A 19,746-nucleotide genomic window follows, 5' to 3' on the forward strand; every position below is an offset into this window, starting at 1 on the left:
GTACTTTGCCTGCCACGACTCCGTAGCTCAGTTGGTAGAGCAACAGACTCTTAATCTGTGGGCCCTCGGTTCGAACCCGAGCGGGGTCACAAAAAGCCCAGATTCTTTGTAATAAAGGATTTGGGCTTTTTCTTTGAATGTAAATTATAAGAAGCAGTAACCCGCTCCTGGCTCGAAATACCAGGGATTACAACAGCCTAAGCTATCTTCTAATCACTTCCAACTCTTCCGCCACCTCGTCCCTCTCCCGAATAACAAGCTTACCACCCCTCAAAAACTCAAACGTCAAATCACGCTCCTTTGAAAAGAAAAAACCTTCCTTTTCAGGATACAATTCGAAACGTTTACCGCCAATCTCCATCAGCAATATCGCTTTCTCCGGCTTTATCACCATCTCCGTTGTTTGCGGACCTTTATAGCTGCCCGCGTAACTTTTTAACACCGAAGCAGGTAACACCGTCACGGTTCTTTGATTGATGTAAGGCGCAGGACCATGATCGTAACTCACTACCCGTGTCATCTTCCATAATCCATCTTTTAACAGCCACAGGTGTGTGAACCTGGCCAATCCTTCCGCCCGTTCTTTCTTCCCCTTTTCCTGCACGTAAAACAGGTGGTCGCCTGAAAGTACAGCCCCATATATAATGCCGGCTTTGCGCATTGGGAACACCTTGCAGGTAGCGGGCATCGGTTCCCTGCGCAGCCTGAAACTATCGGTATGACTACAAACGCCGTCTTTGAACGACTTCGCCACATCCGCCGTGCCCAGCGTAATACCTCCTTTATCATGATAAAACTCAACGCCAGGGTCAAAGTAACTCATCATTTTTTCTATATCACAATGATTATACGCCTGCCAGAACAGGCTGTCTTTTTCGAGGATAAGCGCCTTCAGTTCCTGATCGTTCTGCTGCGCATGTAGCAGCTGGCTGGTCGCTAAAAACAATAGGGGAAGCAGTCTTTTAATCATGAATCAAAAATAAAAGAATAACCCACAGTCGCCGTACTTAAATATGGCTTGATAATTTATACGCAATATTAAATTCTCCCCTTAGCAATCCCCTTTCGCTAATTATTTAATATTTTCGGTGAACGCACCCTTTAAAAACACTTGAGTATGCGCAGAGAGAAGAACTTTAAACTGAACGAAGAGGATATAGAGGAACTGATCCCACCGATGGGAGGCTGCATTGCAACGGATAAAATTACGGTGGATGGCCTGCCTGTAATTGTGATGTACCGCGGCGAGCCTTACAACGACATGGACAGTGGCTGGCAGTTCTACTCAGGCACTGAAACCCAGGAGTACCTAGACGATGCGGGGAATTCTGAGATTTATGATGTGAACACCATTGCTAACTTCGATAAAGCCATCATTCCTTACCTGAATTTGCCAGTGGGTACCGAACTGGAAAGGGTGCCCGGCACGGATAAATTTGACATCGTTAGCGGCTGATGGCAAGGAAAACAAGTATACCTGTCCACTCTATAAGCGACAGGAGTGAACTGGGGTTGGAAGTACGGAAGGTGAACCGGGTGACCATGCACGAGGAAAGCGCCTCAGAAACTGCTCACCGCGATGATCACTATCTGTTTGTATTCCACGAAAAAGGGACTACCCGGTTGATGCTCGACTTTGAGGAACTGGTGCTGGAAGGCAGCACGATTTTCTGTATCCTGCCCGGGCAGGTGCATCGCCTGGGCCAATCGGCCGATGGTGAGGGCTGGATGATAGCGGCCGAGATATCATGGGTCAATGAAATATACCTCGATGTGCTGGAGGCGCAGGTAAGCCAGTTGAGGCCTTTAGCATTGAATGAAGGGGAAGCGTCGGTGTTGCGGGATGCGATGCAGCTATTTAGCCGGGTAACTGAAAGGGCAGGTGCGTTTCCTCTGTCCTCACACATCATTCGTAACCTGGCCAATACGTGCATTGGCCTCTTCGCTGCGGCATACCTCGAAAAAGATCAAAGTACAGAAAATGCCGAATCGCGCCCGCGCAGCATTACCAGGCAGTTCCGGAAACTGGTGGCAAAGGAATATAAAACCCTGAAAAGTCCGGCCGCTTATGCCGCTGCGCTTAATATTTCACCCTCTTACCTCAATGAGGCGGTAAAGGATAACACCGGCTTTCCCGTTAGCTACTGGATTCACCGCGAAATAACGATGGAAGCCCGCCGCATGCTCTATTACACCGACAATAACGTAAAGGAAATAGCCTGGGCACTTGGTTACGAGGACCCTGCCTATTTTACCCGTTTGTTTACCAAAGCAGCCGGCAGCTCTCCCCAGCAGTTTCGGAAAGATTACCGCAAATAGTCCAAGCTTTACTGCCTTTCGGTCATTGCCAGGCACCTGGCTTTGTCGTTGCTTTGCAGTATGAATCTCGTTAAAAGAGCCGCAATATCACTGTTAGAGAATGCCTTGGGCAAAACCGGGACGGTACTTAGTGTCCGCAGCTGGCAACCAGCCACCTTCTTCGAAATTGAAGCGCATTTCCCTGAAATGTCCATGGACAAATGGACGGTGGCGCAACATATGAAAGTAAAAGTAGCCGAAGGTGTTTACCGTGATTATACCCCTGCCTGCTGGGATGCCGCCGCAAAAGTGTGTACTTTACTGGTAGATGCCGTGCAGGATGGTCCTGGGGCCAATTGGGCGCGTAACCTGAAAGCAGGAGATGTAATAACGCACGTCGGCGTAGGCTCAGCTTTACACCGCCCCGAAACCACCGGTGCTATGTATGCGCTGGGCGATCTGAGCGCCCTTGGCCACTTCCTGGCACTGGCACAACTGGCCCAATCGCCGGTAACTACTGTAATAGCCGCCAAAGAGCCAATGCACCGCGAATATCTAGAGAAGTTCTCCGGCGTTACTCATGTGTTGCAGCATGATAAAGGAGGCGAAGCAGCGCTGCTGCAATGGTGGCAGCAACATCAGCCCGGAAATGGAACGATATATGTGGCAGGCCATATGTACACCTGCATCGCGCTACGAAAAGCTATTAAAGCCGGAGGTTTTGAAGGAAGGATTAAAGTAGCCGGATTCTGGAAATAAAAACAACATCACATGGAACATCACGAACATAAAGGTTGCACGCATCATCACGATGAACATGATCACGATCATGGCGGTATAATGCACGTCCACCCGGTAGTGAAAAACCTGCGTTTCGCATTCGCGCTTAACCTCGGCTTTTCGATTGTCGAGTTTGTGGGCGGCTTCCTCACCAACTCGGTGGCTATCCTTTCGGATGCTATTCACGATCTGGGAGATAGTGCGGCGATCGGCGCTTCGTTGTTGCTGGAGCGGCAGGCGGCGAAAGGTCGTACGCCTGAATTTACGTACGGAAAACGCCGATTCTCCATACTGGCCGCGTTCATTACCTCGCTGGTGTTAGTGATAGGCGCCACAGTGATCATTTTTGAAGCCATTCCCCGCTTCTTTCATATAGAACCGGTAAAGGTACAGGGCGTATTGTGGCTGGCCGTAGCGGGCCTGGTCTTTAATGGTCTGGCCGTACTAAGACTGAAGTCCGGCAATAGTAAATCGCTGAACCAGCGGGCCGTTATGCTGCACCTGGTGGAAGATGTGTTGGGATGGGTGGCCGTACTGATCGGCGGTGTTATCATGTATTTCACAAAGTGGTACTGGATCGATCCCTTACTGTCGTTGGGTATCGCCGCATTCATCCTCTACAACGCTATCCCAAACATCATATCAGTGCTTAAGATATTCCTGCAGGCAGTGCCCAACGACTTTAACGAAGATGACCTGCGCAAATCCCTTACTGAGCTGCCTGGCGTGGTTGGTATTCACGACCTGCATGTATGGACGATGGACGGGGAAAAGAACGTACTCACCGTTCACCTGGTTGTAGACGCCGAATTAAACGCCACAGAGGTGTATACATTGAAGCAGGACGCCCAAAAGCTCATGGCGGTAAAAAACATACAACATCCCACCCTGGAAATTGAACGTCCGGGTGAGAAGTGCAGGCTACAGGAATGTTAGTTATTTATGCAGCAAAAGCAGTTTCACGTCATCACTGCTGAAGTAATCTTCCAGTGTGAAACTATAAGGTTTGGCGTCCGGATGCTCCATCAGTTGTTGAAAGTAAGGGCGGAACAGTTGCATGTTGCTTTGCCAGTTGTTAAGGACGGTGTATAGATAATCTCCTTTCGGAATGGTATGATAAGGCAAACCAAGTTCTGCACCCTCGCCTGGCCGACTTTCCTTTACACAGGCCTTATAGGTCATTTCGGTACCTTCCAGCTGCGCCACGCCATAGATCTTACGCCCATCGAAACTGCCAATCGCATGCTCCAGCTGGTCGAACGCCTCGCCAATCTTCTCCTGTGGATCACATAACGTACCGACGTAAAAAGTGAGGATATCCTCCGTAATAGTGCAAGTATTAATTTCCATCAGCTGATCATTTCTCCAAAACTCCCGAATATTCACCAGTCGAAACATGGCCTTCTACGTCAATTAAAGGGTCTTTTGCGGCGTTTGGTGTAATGGTGGCACCAGCATCGGAATAGCTCCCGGCCGCCGTTGCGACGCTCCCTTCAGCCTCCGTAACCATCCCCGGCGGGGTTGCACTGCTTCCCTAACTATGTATACCCCGCTTGCTTCCCCATTAAAAGCTGCTCCCATCAACCTGAATAATGCCCCCGGGAGTAAGTATAAGCTCCTGTCGCAATACCCCCCGCGTACGCTAAAACATGCCTGAACCCTCCGCTTCGCCATACTCCTGGTCGGCTTCAATAATACAGCCTGAGAGTAACTTTCTATGATATAGGGAGCCTGTCAGCATACTATAACCACACTATTACCACAAAGTCGGATTAGGATCGCATTAGGAAAACACTAGGAAAACATTAGAATAGCATTAGAATAACATTAGAATAAGACAATGCGAGGACAAGGTGTGCAAACGACTAGCATACGCTTTGGACACGTACGAACTACCCCCCGTTTCCCGCCATTGCATCCCTACATTCACATATTCCATTATATTTGCCGGCAATGATAGACCTTGCAGACATTCGAATAGGTAATTACGTCTGGTATTACGACCGGAATATGGAAGAAACCGCCTTCCAGGTGGAGGCCATTTATGAAGGCTATATCTACAACAGCCTGCTGCCGCTGAGTAAGTTGCCCGCTGATAAAGTCCACCCACTTATCCTCGACCTCAACCTGCTGCACCAGTTCGGTTTTATAAAGGGCGATCCGGAGTATGGGGAAAGTCCGGAGGTTTATTCGTTGAAATACAGTTATAAGGATAGCGTCCACATCCTTTACAGGAACGAAACGTTTCAGCCCCTGGTGCTGGTAGAGCAATTGCAACACCCGTACGGCAGGCCCATCGTACACGTTCATCAACTCCAGAACCTTTACCACGCACTTACCCGCGACGAACTCGAGATATTTGAATGATCCCTTAACTTTAAGGTATGGAAACGAAGCTGCACCGTAAAAACGACGATGGTGAACTCAACGGCCTTTCATGGCATTGTGATGGTTTGGAAATCGGCCATTCTGTTTCTACGTTTAATAAACTGACCAGCTTTACCAGCGGAGGCAGCAGTAAAGATGTAGTGCGACTGCATTTCGGGCTTAAAGGCGATTACCGCTTCGACTACAAACAAATGGACCGCTCTTACGACCTCGTAGGGAGCCATCATAACATCATGTACACGAAGGATTTTGAGATTACTGTGTACAATAAAACCCTGGAAATAGAAACCTTCGGTGTGCAGTTTCCCCGCGGTCAATTCCTTGCTTATACACAAAACGCCAGCGATACGCTTAAACGTTTTGCGGAGCAGGTGATGGAAGGAAAAAATGTAATGTTGTCTGAGCATTGGGGCAGTATCGACGCTAATATTCAGGCGGTAATAGACCAGGTTATTCACTGTCGTTACGGAGGCGATCTGAAAACGATGTTCCTGCTGTCTAAAAGCTTAGAACTGCTGGTATTGTGCGCCGACGCGTACGATGCTGCCACACAGCGTGGTGAACTGTTTATTAAAAGTAAAGCCGATAAGGAAAAGCTCATCGCCGTGCGTGATCTTATCAATGATAAGGTAACAAGCCCGCCTAATCTTTCTGAAATTGCCCGTAGTGTTGGGCTTAATGAATACAAACTGAAACGTGGGTTTAAAGAGATATTTAATACTACTGTATTCGGCTATCTTACCGAACAGCGCCTGCACCTGGCCCGGCGTTACCTGAACGATACACAGAAAACCGCGGCCGATATCTCCTATGAACTGGGCTACGCAACGCCGCAGCACTTCAATAACGCATTCCGCAAACGTTTTGGCCTGACGCCCAATGCGGTGAGAAATAATCCGTAAAACGCAATCGTCCCTCCCAAACAGGTGGTAATATTGTGTGATCACTTTAAAAACACAATGATATGAGTACTCCGCTTATAGTGAAAAACACCGTCAACATTAATGCCCCGGCTGCGAAGGTTTGGGATATACTGGTTAACCCCGAACAAACAAAGAAATATATGTTTGGCTGCATCCCCGAAACCGACTGGCAGCCTGGTCACCAGGTGCTTTGGAAGGGCGTGTTCGACGGAGTGGAAATTACGGCTGTGAAGGGCGATGTGGTGCGTATTAGGCCGGGGCAGCATCTTTCTTATACTGTTATCGACCCCAATAACCCGGAAATACCTGATGTGCCGGAAAACTACCTGGTGGTAACGTACGACCTGGAAGAGCAGGCCGGAAGCACCACTTTTACGGTTACCCAGGGCGACTATAACAAAGTAGCGAACGGGGAAGCGCGGTATAAACACACTACTGCCGAAGGTGGATGGCAGCCGATCGTGGAAGCTATTAAAGCATTGGCGGAGGAGCAGTAGGAGGTCCGGGCACTGCAAGCTGCGTTACGGCTCCATAGCCGCAGTCGTATTTTTAATGATCTCGTTACACAACTTCCTGTCGGCACCTGCTTTTACAGAAATACTAATGCCGTACAGGCAATTTACCAGGTAACGCGCTGCCGCTCTTGGATGTACAATTTTGTTGATCTGGCGGTCGGCCACACCTTGTTTCAACAATTGGTAAAACACATCTTCATGGTCTTTCATACACTCCGACACCAGGTTGATCAACTCCGTTTCACGCGGAGCCAGTTCTATGATGGAATTCACCATGAAACAGCCTTTGGGATGAATGTCTATAAAACATTCATCTACGGTCATGTTGAAGATCTTTCTGATAGACTGAAGCGCATTTACAGATTGTTGTTGTACGTTTTTAAGGTTAGCCGCGGTGTTCCGTTTGTACCGTTTTAATACCTTGATGAACAGCGAGCGTTTATCGCCATAAGTGTCGTAGAGGCTGGAACGGCTGATGCCGAGTTGCTCGGTAAGTTCGCGGGGCGAGGTGCCCTGGTAACCCTGCCTCCGGAAAAGCTCTACGGCTTTGTCAAGCACGGCATCTTCATCAAACTTTTTCGTTCTTACCATAAACGGGAATTTACCTAAAATTAAGATATTGGAACTGTAATTCCAATTAGCCTACTTAAGGGTCATCCGCTTCCTGATGCGGCTGAGCGATGGCCCCTGTATGCCCAGGTAAGAGGCGATGTGATACAGTGGGATGGCATTGAAAATGTCGGGGTGCTGCTGGAGCATTAAACGATACCGCTCCTCTGGTGTTTGCCAGAGAAAATCCTCCATGCGGTTCATGATCAGGTTAAAGGCCATTTCGGCCACCAGCCGGCCAAAATGTTCCCAATGGTGCGATTGCTGGTAGAGCCGGTACAGGTCGGTAATATGAATGTAGAGGATTGATGATTCGGTCATCGATTCCGTTTGGTAATTGCAGGGCTGTTGGTTTACAAAACTCTTGTACGAAACGATGATCTGGTTGCTGGTAGAGAACAAGAGGTTCTTTTCTTCCCCGTTCTCAGTGTTCACGTAGTAGGTACGGAACACGCCGTCCAGTATAAAACCGAGGTGTTTGCACACGTTGCGGTATTCGTTATAAAATTCGCCCTTCTTATAATGTTTCTCCTGCCAGTAGGGCAGCGAAAGGTCAAAAGCCTGGTCGTCCATACCGGCAAACTGTTTAATACCCTGGCGAAGCGTGTCTAAGCCCTGCATGTTGCATATTTTAATAGCACGAATATCCTGGAAAATTATTAAAGATAACACGCTAAGTACGTAAGTCGTTATTGTTTCGGTAATGGGTGCCAGGCTGGGAAAGGGGGGAGATGATGGCCTAGTTGCTGTTTTTGCCGGCCAACGCCCGCCAGTTGCCGGGGGAGAGTCGTGTGTTGCTTACTTACGCCGTTCTTGTATCACAACTGGTACTTTTTAGTTCTGTTTTGTATATTACTTCCACGCCTTTAGAGGTGTGTATGCGCATATTGTTTGCCATTTCCTTTGTGGATGTGTTTCTCTATATGGCCGTGGATATCCGTTTGATGATTGGGATATAGTTGCGGATAGCCTGCGGATTGTATGTTAAGGTATCGCGGGTACGAGCATGTTGTTTACACAGATTAGATTAAATACGTTATGAAAAAGCTGTTCACGTCCATTTTTTTTGCGCTCTGGGCCTTTACCGTTATGGCTCAACAGGTTAATCCCAAACTGCTTTCGGGGCAGTGGCCTGCTAACTGGATTTATGATGCTTCAGCGCCTGCGCGTGATTATGGCATCTTTCATTTCCGTAAAACATTCGAACTGCCTGCCCGCCCATCCTCCTTCGTCATTAATGTATCGGCCGATAACCGCTATCGCCTGTTTGTAAACGGTACACCTGTTTGCAGCGGTCCCGCGCGCGGCGATTTATATAACTGGTACTTCGAAACGCTGGACATCGCGCCTTACCTGCAACCTGGTAAAAACGTAATTGCGGCTTTAGTTTGGAATATGGGTACCGACGCGCCCGTGGCCCAGGTGAGTAATCAAACTGGTTTTGTATTACAGGGCAATGGGGAACAGGAGAAGATAGTGAACACCGATAATACATGGAGAGTACTGCACGATACGGCTTACGCTCCCTGTTCGCAAGACAATGGAACACGCTTACGTACTTATATGGTGATAGGCCCCGGCGATAAAGTGAACGGGAGTGCCTATCCCTGGAACTGGGAAAAACCTGCGTACGACGATAGCAAATGGCACAACGCCAAAGGGATGGGTGGCGCGCCTGTGGCAGGTTACGGCACCGATAACCGCTGGACATTAGTGCCGCGTAATATCCCTTTAATGGAAGAAACGCTGCAACGTATTCCCAAAGTTGCAAGGGCAAAAGGAGTGGAAGCTGCTAGTGCCTTCCTCGACGGTAAACACCCGCTCACCATTCCCGCCAATGCCACCGTCACCATCCTGCTCGATCAAAGTTTTAATACCGTGGCTTACCCGCAGCTGTTGGTGAGCAAAGGGGCGGGCAGCAGCATAAAAATCACTTATGCAGAAGCACTGTACAACAACCACCAGAAAGCGCATCGCGATAAGCTGGAGGGCATGGAGATCATGGGCAACTATGATATTTTTGCGCCCGACGGGGGCGAGCAACGCATGTTCCGTCCTTTATGGCTGCGTACTTTCCGGTACCTGCAACTGGATATTACCACGGGGGCTCAGCCGTTAGTGATCAACGATCTTTACGGTATGTACACCGGTTATCCTTTCGAAGAAAAGGCCTCGTTCACTTCGAGCGACCCTTCGTTAACCGGGATATGGGAAGTGGGTTGGCGCACGGCGAGGCTGTGCGCAGGAGAAACGTACTACGACTGCCCTTACTACGAGCAGTTGCAGTACGAAGGCGATACCCGCATACAATCATTGATCAGCCTCTACGTAACCGGCGACGACCGCCTGATGCGCAAAGCTATTCACGACTTCTATTGTTCCCGAGTACCGGAAGGACTTACACAGGGCCGTTACCCGAGTAACAGGCTGCAGGTAATACCGCCTTTCTCGCTCTATTTCATTTCTATGCTGCATGATTACTACATGCACCGCAAAGACGACCAGTTTATCAGTCAATACCTCACAGCGATGACTGGTATACTGAACTGGTACGCCGCGCGGATGGACAGTTCGAAACAAATGTTAGGCCCCATGAAATGGTGGAACTTTACCGACTGGAATAACGCGTTTCCTATGGGCACGCCCGATGGAGCAGAAGATGGGAATAGCAGTATTATCAGTCTGCAATATGCTTATACCTTGCAACAGGCTGCCGATCTGTACCAGGCGTTTGGCAACCCGGCTGCAGCACTGGCCGCGCGTAATAATGCGGCCATTATCAATAAAGCGGTATATACACTTTGCTTTAATGCCAGCCGTAACGCCATGGCCAACACGCCGTTGAAGAATACATACAGTCAGCATGCGGGTATCATTGCCGTATTGTCGGGGGCTATCCCCGCTGCGCAACAGCAACAGGTATTAAAAACAGTGATGGGCGATGCTTCGCTGAGCCAGGCTACTGCTTATTATCGCTTTTACCTGATGCGGGCATTGAAGAAAGCGGGTTTGGCCGATATGTATTATGAACAGTTGCAACCGTGGCGGGAAATGCTGAAACTGGGGCTCACTACTTTTGCGGAAAAAGATGAGCCTACACGCTCTGATTGTCATGCCTGGAGCGCCAGTCCTAATTATGATTTCCTGGCCACCATATGCGGTATCATGCCTGGGAGTCCGGGTTTTGCCACGGTGCGTATAGAACCGGCGCTGGGCGGCCTGTCTGCCGCCACAGGCAAAATGCCCATACCGGCGGGAGAGGTGTCGGTAGCACTGAAACGAAATGGGGCAGGCGGCATAACGGCCGACATCATATTGCCCAAAGGAGTAACGGGAGCATTTGTTTGGAAGGGCAGAACGGTAAAGTTAAAAGAAGGCGCACAACAAGTTAAGCAATAGCGTAAAGCGGCGATAGCAAACGCTATCGCCGCTTTTTTTATACCTGGTTTATGCGGTGAAATAGCAGCATAAAATTAAATGTCAATTTTACATTCATTTTTCCTATCTTAATACTACCAGAAGAACCGTTAACCGTTTGTAAGCTAGTCAGCAAATTTTAGTCAATTCCACAGGTCACAGGTTTTATCATTTTTCCACATTGTTAATTATCTAATTCCAAACCCACATTATGAAACTGATTCTAAGAGTCTTACCCGCTATCATGGCCCTTTTTATGCTTTCCTGTAACAAAGAAAAGGAACGCACGCCTGAGCAACAGGAAACAATTACCCTCGACGATCAAAAAGCCGCAGTGGCGGCAGCTACCTGGGAAACGGTGCTGGATGCATCGAGTTTTGCGAGTTACACTGCCTTCGAAGCGGCCTGGAACTACCTGTATCCATGGGGTTCTGACCACAATGGCAGCGCACGTATGTACGCCAGCACTACCGATCATAATCACGTGTACCTGAGTGGCAGCGTGCTTACGATCAAAGCCACAAAGATCACCTGGAATGAAGGTAATAGTACCTCTACGCCATACTATGCCATTAAATACCATTCCGGCGCCGTCAACACAAAATTACATGTATTGGTAAACGACCAGTTCCCTAACTGGGAAGTGAAGGGCGAATTTCAGGCGCCCTCTGTAAAAGGCTCCTGGCCTGCCTTCTGGCTGACCGGCGTAAACAGCTGGCCGCCGGAAAGCGACATTATGGAGTTTAAAGGAAATGCCAATAACTGGCAGAATACTTTCCGTACTTCTTCCGATGTAAGCAGCACGATCACCGCAGTATCCAGTCCGGCCAACTGGCATACCTACCGCGTATGGATTTCGAAATCCACCGCCACGGATGTAATTATACACTATTACATTGATGGTGTATGGAAGGCCCAGCACACCGCCAATTTTGTTGGCAAACCGATGTACGTGATCATTAATATGCAGATGGAAGGTTCCAGCGGAACCCCTGGCCCAACTGCCGATACGTACCTGAAAGCGCGTAATATTTATATTGGGCGCACCAGGGCATATTAATGTTTAGTGGTAAAACCTGTGATCTTTATAACGTCTGTGAAAGTTCCAACCGCTGTTTATCCTGAATTAACTTAGCCTTTAGTTTATTGTAATCAATATCCTGTATGGCCTTTTTAGTATCGATGGCCTGTGCTGCTGCAGTGGCGGCGCTTTGCCCCAGTATCATAAATACGGGTTCCATGCGTATAGAGCCGTAAGCGATGTGTGAACTGGATACACATACCGGTACCAGCAGGTTCTCGCACTCAGCTTTTTTGGGAACGATAGAGCCGTAGGAAATGCGGTAGGGAGTAGGCGCACCTATTCCAATATCACCCTCGTTTTGCACATATCCGTCGGGTTTTACGTAACGCTGCGCATTGTGGGAGTCGAGGGTATAAGAGCCCATCCCGACGGATTGATTGACTGCACGTTTGCTGAGGGTTTCATGTTCGGTCATTACGTGCATGCCTATCATTCGGCGGGCTTCGCGGATGTAAAGCTGGTGAGGCCAGTTGCCGTTGTCCTTAAATTCATCTTTGGCCAAACCCCATTTCTGCATCTGGTACTTAACATCGCGGGGTACGCGGGGATCGTAGGCTACGAAGTACAACCAGCCTTTCTGATAGTTCTCATGTTCCTTAATGATCTCACGCCTGCGTGGGTAATCAGCTTCCGGATAATCGTAGTTCATGCCGATGTTATCGAAACTAAATGGACCATGGTTGTTTACATCCGTTTTAAGATTGGGGATGGGATCGAACTTGTTAAAAGTTTCGCGCCAGCCGGAGTCGAATACACGTAGTAACAGTTCGTACTGGCGGGGATCGTAGCCAGGTGGTTTCTGGAAAGTTATTTTGTTGGCGGGCTCTTTTGTGAGGCAAAGCCTGAAACAATAAGCCTGTATCCTTTTGTCGCCATCACCACGTTTACCAGGGTTGGCAGCTGATATTCGCGGCAGTAAACCGCTTTTGGGATCGCCGGGCACCACATATGGGCTTATCTTTTTACTGAAATTATGACCATGATGTAAAACACCTACCTGTATGCCATTCCATGTTTCGTCATACACGCTGTTAGCCTCACGGCCTACATGGTACTTTACGCCCGCTGCGGCCATCAGGTCGCCTTCGTAAGTAGCGTCGATAAACATCTTTCCTTTGAATGTAGCGCCGCTTAACATCTTAATGGAAACAATACGGCCTTTGGATTTCTCCACCCCGTTTTTCCTGTCGAGCCATTCGTTGCGGTACACGTACAGGTTGTTTTCCTCCACAAAGTCCTCGAATATCTTTTCAGCAACATGCGGTTCAAATATCCACATGGTACGTTCGGAGCCATCCATAGCAGGTGTGCCCTGTCCTTTGTTGCCGTAATCATCTTTCTCCTGCCACACCCAGGAGGAGGAGTTTTGGTAGTGCATGTACACCCTGTGATAGAACTCCCTGGCTAGGCCTCCTATGGCCGATTTGTTCCCGGTGTCGGTGAACCCGAGTCCGCCAGACGATAAGCCGCCGAGGTGTTTGTCGGGAGAAACAATGATGACGGATTTCCCCATCCTGTGGGCCTGCACTGCGGCTGTAACAGCGGCGGAAGTACCACCATAAATAATGATGTCTGCCTCGTACCGGGGTGCTGAATGGGCAGCAGTACGCCCTGGCATAATAAGTTGGAAAACAGCCAGGACTGCTACCAGCAGTATATTTTTCATAATAAATTACCTTTACTCGTAGTTGTTAGTTGGACAATATTTTGGGGTGCTTATACGCCAGATGTCGGACCACTCTGTTCAATAAATATACCACATAGATACGGCTTTTTATAAAAACATTAACAGGAACGCTCATCCGGGAAATTGTGAACGTTGCTTATATTAGTAGTGGCCGCTCACGATGGGCCATTACCTGTGCCGCTAAACCAATAACCCATGACATTTCTTCGTTGGTTAATTTTCACTATCGCCTTACTTTATACCGTTTCTGCCATTTTCTCCATCACCATAGGGCAGGATGTACCTTATGAGTTCCGGGACCTCAGGTGGCGAAGGCTCTACTTTTCCAATATGACCTGGATGTTGCCGGTGGCCATACTGGCTACAATGACCGTGACTATCCGCGAAAGATTTGGTACTGGCAGAAATACCTTTATGCTGGTTGTTACGATGGCCGCTGCGGTGTTCGCCCTGTTTACGATGCTTATATCCATATCACCGGATTTTGCTAACTGGGCCGACACAGGCAGTAGCTGGGAATTGCGCGATAACCGCCAGGTGCGGGTGGCCGAACAGGTAACGGATTTAGGGGCAATGGCAGGCGGAAGTACGCGACAGGTAAAACTTACACCGTTTTTAGGTATTTTTAATAAAGTAGAAGGGATCGATATCAGTAAACTGGACAAACGAGGCTGGGTTAAAATCATAAGGCCCGGCATCATCAAATTTCCCGAGTAATGATCAATTATCATAATAAAACATTTCGCCCGGTAAGTAATACGGAAAATGGCGAGACCTCTGCGGAAACATTGTTCCTGTATCAACAGAAAAATAACATTTTAACTTCCTCTTATGCGGGTGGCAGGATCATTGCAGGGCACCTGATAGGAATTGTAGATGAACAGGGCAACATCGATATGCGCTACCACCAGGTAAACGACCATGGGGAACTGATGACGGGCATATGCAGGTCAACGCCCGAAGTACAACCCGACGGTAAAATACGGCTGTACGAACATTGGCGCTGGACAAGCGGCGATGGCAGTGAGGGCCATTCGGTGTTGGAAGAAGTTTAACTAAAAATACAAGCTTATGGAAAAACTTTTCGTAGAACAATCCATCGTTATTAATGCCCCGGCGGCCATCGTTTGGGAGGTACTTACACACCCCGGGCTGAACGTGCAGTGGATCCGGGAATGGTGGCCGGAAATTAAGGAAGTAAAATCAGAATGGAAAACCGCCGGGCCCGTAACCTGGATAACTGAAGACGGGGAAACAGGAGCAGAGGGTAAAGTGTTTATATCCAGTCCGCCGGTGATGCTAAGTTTCAGTTTTAAAGTGAATGTGCCGGATATGGAGAAGCAGGAAGACATTACGTACAAACTGGAAGAAACGGAGTGTGATACCACTTTATACGTATCTGTAGGCGATTTTGGCGATACGCCCGAACATATGGCCTGCTACCCCGGAGCAGTGGAAAGCTGGGAAAAATCACTTCCACAAATTAAACGTTTGGCCGAACAGAGTATCGTGCAGTTATAACATCCCTTTCTCCCTCATTACTTCTTCCTGCCCTTCTTCAGAAATGTACATTACGGTCTGTGGTTATCGTTGCCATGGTGGTCCGTTTTCAGGATTCCTCTAAAATTAAGTCATGAATGCGGCTTAGCAGGCGCAGCTACTGATAAATCTTTACCATCTGTTTTAATATCTTATTCAGTTCTTTAATGGGAAGATCTTTTGATGGGTCGAGTAAAAAGATCTTCATGCGTGCCCGCTTTTCTTCCAGCAGATCGGGGTGCTCTATAAGTTTACCTTCCACCACGCCCAAATAAGGTTGCCCCCATTTTTTATGAATCCATAAATAGCAGCACATTTTGCCGTTATAGCAATACATAGGCATCCTGTATTTCCAGGCCTCGGTGATATTGGGGTTATAATGAAGCAGGTAGTTGCGCATTGCCAGCAGACAGCTTTTTACCGGCTCTTCTTTGTAATGGAAATATTGGTCGATATCACGCATAAAGTTTCGTGGATTATTATATCTTGTACGCCGATCATTAAACGTACACCGCAAGTTATGAAATATACAGTATATGGCCTTCTGTTAGTGCTGTTCTGCACCGCCTGCAAAAGCGCAAAACCGACTGCCTCCGCAAACGGGCAATGGATAAAATTATTTAACGGGAAAGATATCAATGACTGGTTCGTAAAGATCCATCACCATGAAGTGGGCGAGAACTATGGGCAGACGTTCCGGGTAGAAGATAGTATGATCAAAGTGCGGTACGACCAGTACGGATCGTTCAACGACCAGTTCGGCCATCTTTATTATAAAGTACCTTATTCCTATTATCACCTGAAGCTTGAATACCGTTTTGTTGGCGAATTACACCGTGGCGCCCCGAGTTACACCCTACGTAACAGCGGCGTTATGTACCACTCACAAGATCCGCGTACCATGCCGAAAGAACAGGACTGGCCTATTTCTATCGAAATGCAGTTCCTGGGTGGTTTAGGAGATGGGAAAGAGCGTACCACAGGTAATATGTGTTCGCCCGGCACCCACATTGTGTACGAAGGTAAACTGGACACACGGCACTGTATCAATTCTACCTCTAAAACGTACGAAGGCGACCAGTGGGTAAAGGCAGAACTGATCGTACTCGGCGATTCGCTGATCACCCATATTATTAATGGTGATACGGTTATGCAGTACTCAAAACCGCAAATCGGCGGCGATGTAGCCAACCGTTACGACCCCAAAGAAAAACAGGATGGAAAGATATTGAACAAGGGTTTCATCGCCCTGCAGAGCGAAGGCCAGCCTATCGACTTTCGTCGCGTAGAATTGCTTGACCTGAGCCCGAAATACAAAAATCCCAGGTAAGACTACCGGGGATTTTCAATATTCAGCATTCCCACGTCCTGGGAGCTAAGTTATCGAAGCACAGTCGTGATGGCTGTGCTTTCTTTTTTAGTATCCTCGTTAAAACCCGTAGTCCGGGATTTGGAACTAATGCCTGCCAGCATACGGCCCTTAGGCAGTTCCTTCGCGGCATAATGGAGGTTAAGTACGCCATTATTCGCCTTTTTAACAGCCAGCAGTTCCTTAACAGGGATGGTCATGCCCGCCTTTTTATCATCGGTATCCGCGAAATTCCACTCTTTTAACACTTTGCCATTTTCATCGCGTATGGTAATAGACCGGCCCTTGCCCACGCTGCCGCAATGGCTGTAATACACCACCAGATGGTCGGTAGCGGTCACATTGTCCAGTGGCAGGTCCTTCATGCTCAGTGGTTCCAGTACATTGCGTTCGAGGATAAGTTTGTTGTTCAGGAAAATGCGGTAGTATTCACCACCAGCCCCGGCTTTGGCGGAAAGAGAGAACAGGGAGATGAGCAGTACCGCGATGGCATTCATCTTTAGCATAAAACGTTGCATATAAATCAGTTTTTGGTTAAGAATTACGATACAAAGCAATGCTTTTAAAAGGCCCGTTCCCGGCAACTTTGATGAAATGAAAACTCCGCGTGACGTACAGCGCGAAATGTCCGCATTCGCACAACATTGCCCGATATTGTACGGCCCCGAACATGGAAACTAAATGTTTTGTACTGATAATCATGTAGTTGTTATGTGGCATTATGATTGAATCATCCATGACGCACTCCTGTTGCTTACCGTCATTCGGAGCGGGAGTGTTCACGATAATGCGTCCGCCCTATGGCGGGTTGCGTTTTTGGTTTAGCGATGGCCTTTCCAGGCTAGCCCCGCAGTGCGTTGACAACATCTATATCGGGGTTAAACAAAGACTATGGCCGCGTATTTTTACGCGGCTTTTTTCTTTACCTTGTAGTATGCGATACCACAAATATCCACCACCTCCGGCGTTAGCCGCCTTTGTCCGCTGCTTCTGGATCATGGAAGGCAATGGTGGAAACGGAGATCCGTCTTTGTACCGGCTGTTCGCTTCGAGTTGTCCCGAACTGGTGGTGCAATACCGCAACCGTTTCACCGATTTTGACCGGCATGGGCAAAGTTCTCTTTCGCCGCTGGTGCATTTGTACGGGCAAACCCAGGAGTATAGAGAAACGATGGTGGCAGGAGAATATGGCATTGCGGGCGCATACTTATATCCATACGCGGTAAAAGCGTTAACAGGTATGCCTGCTTCGGAAATGAGCAACCGGGTAATGGACATGGGCAGCAATGATGTGGCAGCACGAATGTCGGAAGCGGGGAGTGATCAGGCGCGGATAAAAGTGTTTAGTGATTATTTGCTGAGTACTTTCAGGAGTGCGGCCGAACCCGATAAAGGTTTGCAGGCTTGTATATGGCAGCTAATACATACAAAGGGGGCTACAGATATTGGGTCGATGGCAGATATGTTGTTTGTTTCGGGGCGGCAGCTGGAGCGCAGGTTTCAACAGGGTCTGGGTTTATCGCCCAAACTGTGCTCGCGGATCATCCGGTTTCAAAGTACACTGCATGTGCAGGAAAGAGAACCGGGTAAAAGGCTGACCGATATTGCCTATGAAAGTGGCTACTTTGATCAGTCTCATTTTATCCGTGAGTTCAGGGAGTTTTCCGGTTTCAGCCCGAAGGATTACTTTTTGGAAGACCCTGATGAAATTGCTGACAGCTTTATAAAAATATCCTGACTTAGTGTTTTTTGCCACCGCCAGCACCTTGCTGGTTGCGGTAGAACATGATATCACGGTCGAACAGGTACAGACCACTTTTGTCTTCCCCGATCAGTTCCAGTTTATCGTTCAGCGTACGCGCCAGTCTTTCTTCTTCGATCTGCTCAGATACGTACCATTGCAGGAAGTTATAAGTGGCATAATCCTTTTCTTTCAGGGCCAGGTCTACCAGGTCGTTAATGCTTTCAGAAACCTGCAGTTCGTGACGCAGGAACTCTTCAAACACTCTTTTCAGGGACTGGTAAGTGATGATAGGTTGCTCAAGTGCAGGTACCACAGCAAAACCGCCACGTTCGTTAATGTACTTCAGCAGCTTCAGCATGTGCACACGCTCTTCTTCGGCCTGTTTGTCGAAAAAGTCGGCCACACCCTGTAAGCCTGGCTGAATATCTGCCCAGGAGTGCATGGCGAGGTAAGCTTGTGAAGAAGCAGCTTCCAGCGCCAGTTGTTTGTTCAGTGCTTCTTGTAATGTTTTGCTAAGCATAAGTATCAGCGGTTTTAGTTAAATATACGTTTTTGTATCATTATAAACTCAGGTGTTTTGACGTTACAGGCGCATCAAAAAATACAGATGCCTGTTTGTCGAAACCCTCCGGAGCATCGGTGGTGTAGAAGGTGCGCGTACTATTCTTACTGCATACGGCCTCTATTTCCGGGTGACGTTGTAAATAATCCGCCAGGCTTTCAGCAACAATTGTACCTTGCGAAAGGATAGTCATTCCCTCCGGAACAAAGCGTTTTATCTTGTTAAGCAACAAGGGGTAATGTGTGCAGCCCAGCACGATCGTGTCAATGTCAGGTGAACGGGAGAGAAGTTGTCCAATGTACTTGCGGATGAAATAATCAGCACCGGCATCGTTCCACTCATTATTTTCTACCAGTGGTACCCACATGGGGCATGCCTGCTGGTGAACGGTAATATCAGGAAAGAACTTTTCAATTTCTATAGGGTACGATTCGGAAGCGATAGTGCCGGCAGTACCCATTACGCCCACTTTGCGGCTTTTGCTGTAGTTGCCTACTATTTCGGCGGTAGGTCTTATCACGCCGAGTACCCTTCTGTCTGGATCAATGCGCGGCAGGTCATTTTGCTGGATGCTGCGTAGTGCTTTAGCCGAAGCCGTATTGCAGGCAAGTACTACCAGTCTGCAGCCCATATCGAACAGGTGTTGCACACACTCCAGCGTGTAGTGGTAAACGGTATCGAACGAACGCGTACCATAAGGGGCGCGGGCGTTATCGCCCAGATAAATATAATCGTACTGCGGGAGCTTTTTTACCAGTTCCTTCATAACGGTGAGGCCACCATAACCGGAATCAAATACGCCTATCGGTCCTTGTTTATACATTCGTTCAA

Annotated in this window: 23 protein-coding genes and 1 tRNA gene; 15 read left to right on the forward strand and 9 right to left on the reverse strand. The window is 48.3% G+C overall.

Annotated elements, in window-relative coordinates:
• Positions 1–16: 16 nt before the first annotated feature.
• Positions 17–89, forward strand: a tRNA-Lys gene (locus QZT80_RS26320).
• A gap of 113 nt (positions 90–202) precedes the next feature.
• Here QZT80_RS26320 and QZT80_RS26325 read toward each other — a convergent pair.
• Positions 203–970 carry a nuclear transport factor 2 family protein gene (locus QZT80_RS26325; protein ID WP_295129319.1) on the reverse strand — a complete coding sequence of 256 codons (768 nt, stop codon included), beginning with the start codon at positions 968–970 and terminating at the stop codon, positions 203–205.
• A gap of 147 nt (positions 971–1,117) precedes the next feature.
• Between QZT80_RS26325 and QZT80_RS26330 the strand changes: the two genes are divergently transcribed.
• From QZT80_RS26330 to QZT80_RS26345, 4 genes are read left to right on the forward strand one after another with little or no spacing between them, the layout of a single operon-like run.
• On the forward strand, positions 1,118–1,456 hold the full coding sequence (locus tag QZT80_RS26330) for a DUF2185 domain-containing protein (RefSeq protein WP_295129321.1): 339 nt from the start codon (positions 1,118–1,120) through the stop codon (positions 1,454–1,456).
• Positions 1,456–2,319 (forward strand): AraC family transcriptional regulator, encoded by an 864-nt coding sequence (locus QZT80_RS26335; RefSeq protein WP_295129323.1) that lies wholly within the window; start codon positions 1,456–1,458, stop codon positions 2,317–2,319. The genes QZT80_RS26330 and QZT80_RS26335 overlap by 1 nt, the downstream gene beginning before the upstream one ends.
• Before the next feature lie 60 nt (positions 2,320–2,379).
• Positions 2,380–3,057 carry a siderophore-interacting protein gene (locus QZT80_RS26340; RefSeq protein ID WP_295129325.1) on the forward strand — a complete coding sequence of 226 codons (678 nt, stop codon included), beginning with the start codon at positions 2,380–2,382 and terminating at the stop codon, positions 3,055–3,057.
• 12 nt (positions 3,058–3,069) lie between these two features.
• Positions 3,070–4,014, forward strand: a complete 945-nt coding sequence (locus tag QZT80_RS26345; protein WP_295129327.1) for a cation diffusion facilitator family transporter — start codon at positions 3,070–3,072, stop codon at positions 4,012–4,014.
• On the opposite strand, the gene QZT80_RS26350 is transcribed toward QZT80_RS26345, so the two are convergent.
• Positions 4,015–4,428 (reverse strand): hypothetical protein, encoded by a 414-nt coding sequence (locus tag QZT80_RS26350; protein ID WP_295129329.1) that lies wholly within the window; start codon positions 4,426–4,428, stop codon positions 4,015–4,017.
• Between the two features lie 603 nt (positions 4,429–5,031).
• On the opposite strand from QZT80_RS26350, the gene QZT80_RS26355 reads away from it, so the two are divergent.
• The 3 genes from QZT80_RS26355 (at position 5,032) to QZT80_RS26365 (ending at position 6,886) form a co-directional block, all read left to right on the forward strand.
• The gene (locus tag QZT80_RS26355; RefSeq protein ID WP_295129331.1) at positions 5,032–5,445 is read left to right on the forward strand and encodes a hypothetical protein; all 414 of its coding nucleotides are present in this window, start codon (positions 5,032–5,034) and stop codon (positions 5,443–5,445) included.
• A gap of 17 nt (positions 5,446–5,462) precedes the next feature.
• A complete protein-coding gene (locus QZT80_RS26360; RefSeq protein WP_295129332.1) occupies positions 5,463–6,368 on the forward strand; it encodes an AraC family transcriptional regulator in 906 nt (301 codons plus the stop codon).
• A 62-nt stretch (positions 6,369–6,430) separates the two neighbouring features.
• The gene (locus QZT80_RS26365; RefSeq protein WP_295129334.1) at positions 6,431–6,886 is read left to right on the forward strand and encodes an SRPBCC domain-containing protein; all 456 of its coding nucleotides are present in this window, start codon (positions 6,431–6,433) and stop codon (positions 6,884–6,886) included.
• 24 nt (positions 6,887–6,910) lie between these two features.
• On the opposite strand, the gene QZT80_RS26370 is transcribed toward QZT80_RS26365, so the two are convergent.
• Both QZT80_RS26370 and QZT80_RS26375 read right to left on the reverse strand, forming a co-directional pair.
• Positions 6,911–7,495 (reverse strand): TetR/AcrR family transcriptional regulator, encoded by a 585-nt coding sequence (locus QZT80_RS26370; RefSeq protein WP_295129336.1) that lies wholly within the window; start codon positions 7,493–7,495, stop codon positions 6,911–6,913.
• Positions 7,496–7,546: 51 nt separating this feature from the next.
• Positions 7,547–8,134 (reverse strand): Crp/Fnr family transcriptional regulator, encoded by a 588-nt coding sequence (locus QZT80_RS26375; protein WP_295129338.1) that lies wholly within the window; start codon positions 8,132–8,134, stop codon positions 7,547–7,549.
• A 417-nt stretch (positions 8,135–8,551) separates the two neighbouring features.
• Between QZT80_RS26375 and QZT80_RS26380 the strand changes: the two genes are divergently transcribed.
• Both QZT80_RS26380 and QZT80_RS26385 read left to right on the forward strand, forming a co-directional pair.
• Complete coding sequence (locus QZT80_RS26380; protein WP_295129340.1) at positions 8,552–10,912, forward strand: alpha-L-rhamnosidase C-terminal domain-containing protein; 2,361 nt, start codon at positions 8,552–8,554, stop codon at positions 10,910–10,912.
• Positions 10,913–11,141: 229 nt separating this feature from the next.
• Entirely contained in the window at positions 11,142–11,990 is an 849-nt protein-coding gene (locus QZT80_RS26385; RefSeq protein WP_295129342.1) for a glycoside hydrolase, read from the forward strand.
• Between the two features lie 25 nt (positions 11,991–12,015).
• Here QZT80_RS26385 and QZT80_RS26390 read toward each other — a convergent pair whose 3' ends face one another.
• The gene (locus tag QZT80_RS26390; RefSeq protein WP_295129344.1) at positions 12,016–13,680 is read right to left on the reverse strand and encodes an FAD-dependent oxidoreductase; all 1,665 of its coding nucleotides are present in this window, start codon (positions 13,678–13,680) and stop codon (positions 12,016–12,018) included.
• A gap of 216 nt (positions 13,681–13,896) precedes the next feature.
• On the opposite strand from QZT80_RS26390, the gene QZT80_RS26395 reads away from it, so the two are divergent.
• The 3 genes from QZT80_RS26395 to QZT80_RS26405 are packed head-to-tail and all read left to right on the forward strand — an operon-like array spanning position 13,897 to position 15,222.
• Positions 13,897–14,418: a hypothetical protein gene (locus QZT80_RS26395; protein ID WP_295129346.1), complete on the forward strand. Its 522-nt coding sequence runs from the start codon at positions 13,897–13,899 to the stop codon at positions 14,416–14,418.
• Positions 14,418–14,756, forward strand: coding sequence for a hypothetical protein (locus QZT80_RS26400; protein WP_295129347.1), 339 nt, complete (start codon positions 14,418–14,420; stop codon positions 14,754–14,756). Before QZT80_RS26395 ends, QZT80_RS26400 begins: the two co-directional genes overlap by 1 nt.
• 16 nt (positions 14,757–14,772) lie before the next feature.
• On the forward strand, positions 14,773–15,222 hold the full coding sequence (locus tag QZT80_RS26405; protein WP_295129349.1) for an SRPBCC domain-containing protein: 450 nt from the start codon (positions 14,773–14,775) through the stop codon (positions 15,220–15,222).
• A 136-nt stretch (positions 15,223–15,358) separates the two neighbouring features.
• On the opposite strand, the gene QZT80_RS26410 is transcribed toward QZT80_RS26405, so the two are convergent.
• The gene (locus tag QZT80_RS26410; protein WP_295129351.1) at positions 15,359–15,703 is read right to left on the reverse strand and encodes a DUF1801 domain-containing protein; all 345 of its coding nucleotides are present in this window, start codon (positions 15,701–15,703) and stop codon (positions 15,359–15,361) included.
• Positions 15,704–15,760: 57 nt separating this feature from the next.
• On the opposite strand from QZT80_RS26410, the gene QZT80_RS26415 reads away from it, so the two are divergent.
• The gene (locus QZT80_RS26415; protein WP_295129353.1) at positions 15,761–16,570 is read left to right on the forward strand and encodes a DUF1080 domain-containing protein; all 810 of its coding nucleotides are present in this window, start codon (positions 15,761–15,763) and stop codon (positions 16,568–16,570) included.
• A gap of 50 nt (positions 16,571–16,620) precedes the next feature.
• Here the strand turns inward: QZT80_RS26415 and QZT80_RS26420 are convergent, their stop codons facing one another.
• The gene (locus tag QZT80_RS26420) at positions 16,621–17,127 is read right to left on the reverse strand and encodes a hypothetical protein (RefSeq protein WP_295129355.1); all 507 of its coding nucleotides are present in this window, start codon (positions 17,125–17,127) and stop codon (positions 16,621–16,623) included.
• Between the two features lie 416 nt (positions 17,128–17,543).
• Here QZT80_RS26420 and QZT80_RS26425 point away from each other — a divergent pair, with 416 nt between their 5' ends.
• The gene (locus tag QZT80_RS26425) at positions 17,544–18,347 is read left to right on the forward strand and encodes a helix-turn-helix domain-containing protein (RefSeq protein WP_295129356.1); all 804 of its coding nucleotides are present in this window, start codon (positions 17,544–17,546) and stop codon (positions 18,345–18,347) included.
• Position 18,348: 1 nt separating this feature from the next.
• On the opposite strand, the gene QZT80_RS26430 is transcribed toward QZT80_RS26425, so the two are convergent.
• The gene (locus tag QZT80_RS26430; protein ID WP_295129358.1) at positions 18,349–18,873 is read right to left on the reverse strand and encodes a ferritin; all 525 of its coding nucleotides are present in this window, start codon (positions 18,871–18,873) and stop codon (positions 18,349–18,351) included.
• 40 nt (positions 18,874–18,913) lie between these two features.
• A complete protein-coding gene (gene murI / locus QZT80_RS26435) occupies positions 18,914–19,738 on the reverse strand; it encodes a glutamate racemase (RefSeq protein WP_295129360.1) in 825 nt (274 codons plus the stop codon).
• Between the last annotated feature and the right edge of the window lie 8 nt (positions 19,739–19,746).

The sequence above is a fragment of the uncultured Chitinophaga sp. genome, from assembly GCF_902168175.1.
Lineage (GTDB): Bacteria > Bacteroidota > Bacteroidia > Chitinophagales > Chitinophagaceae > Chitinophaga.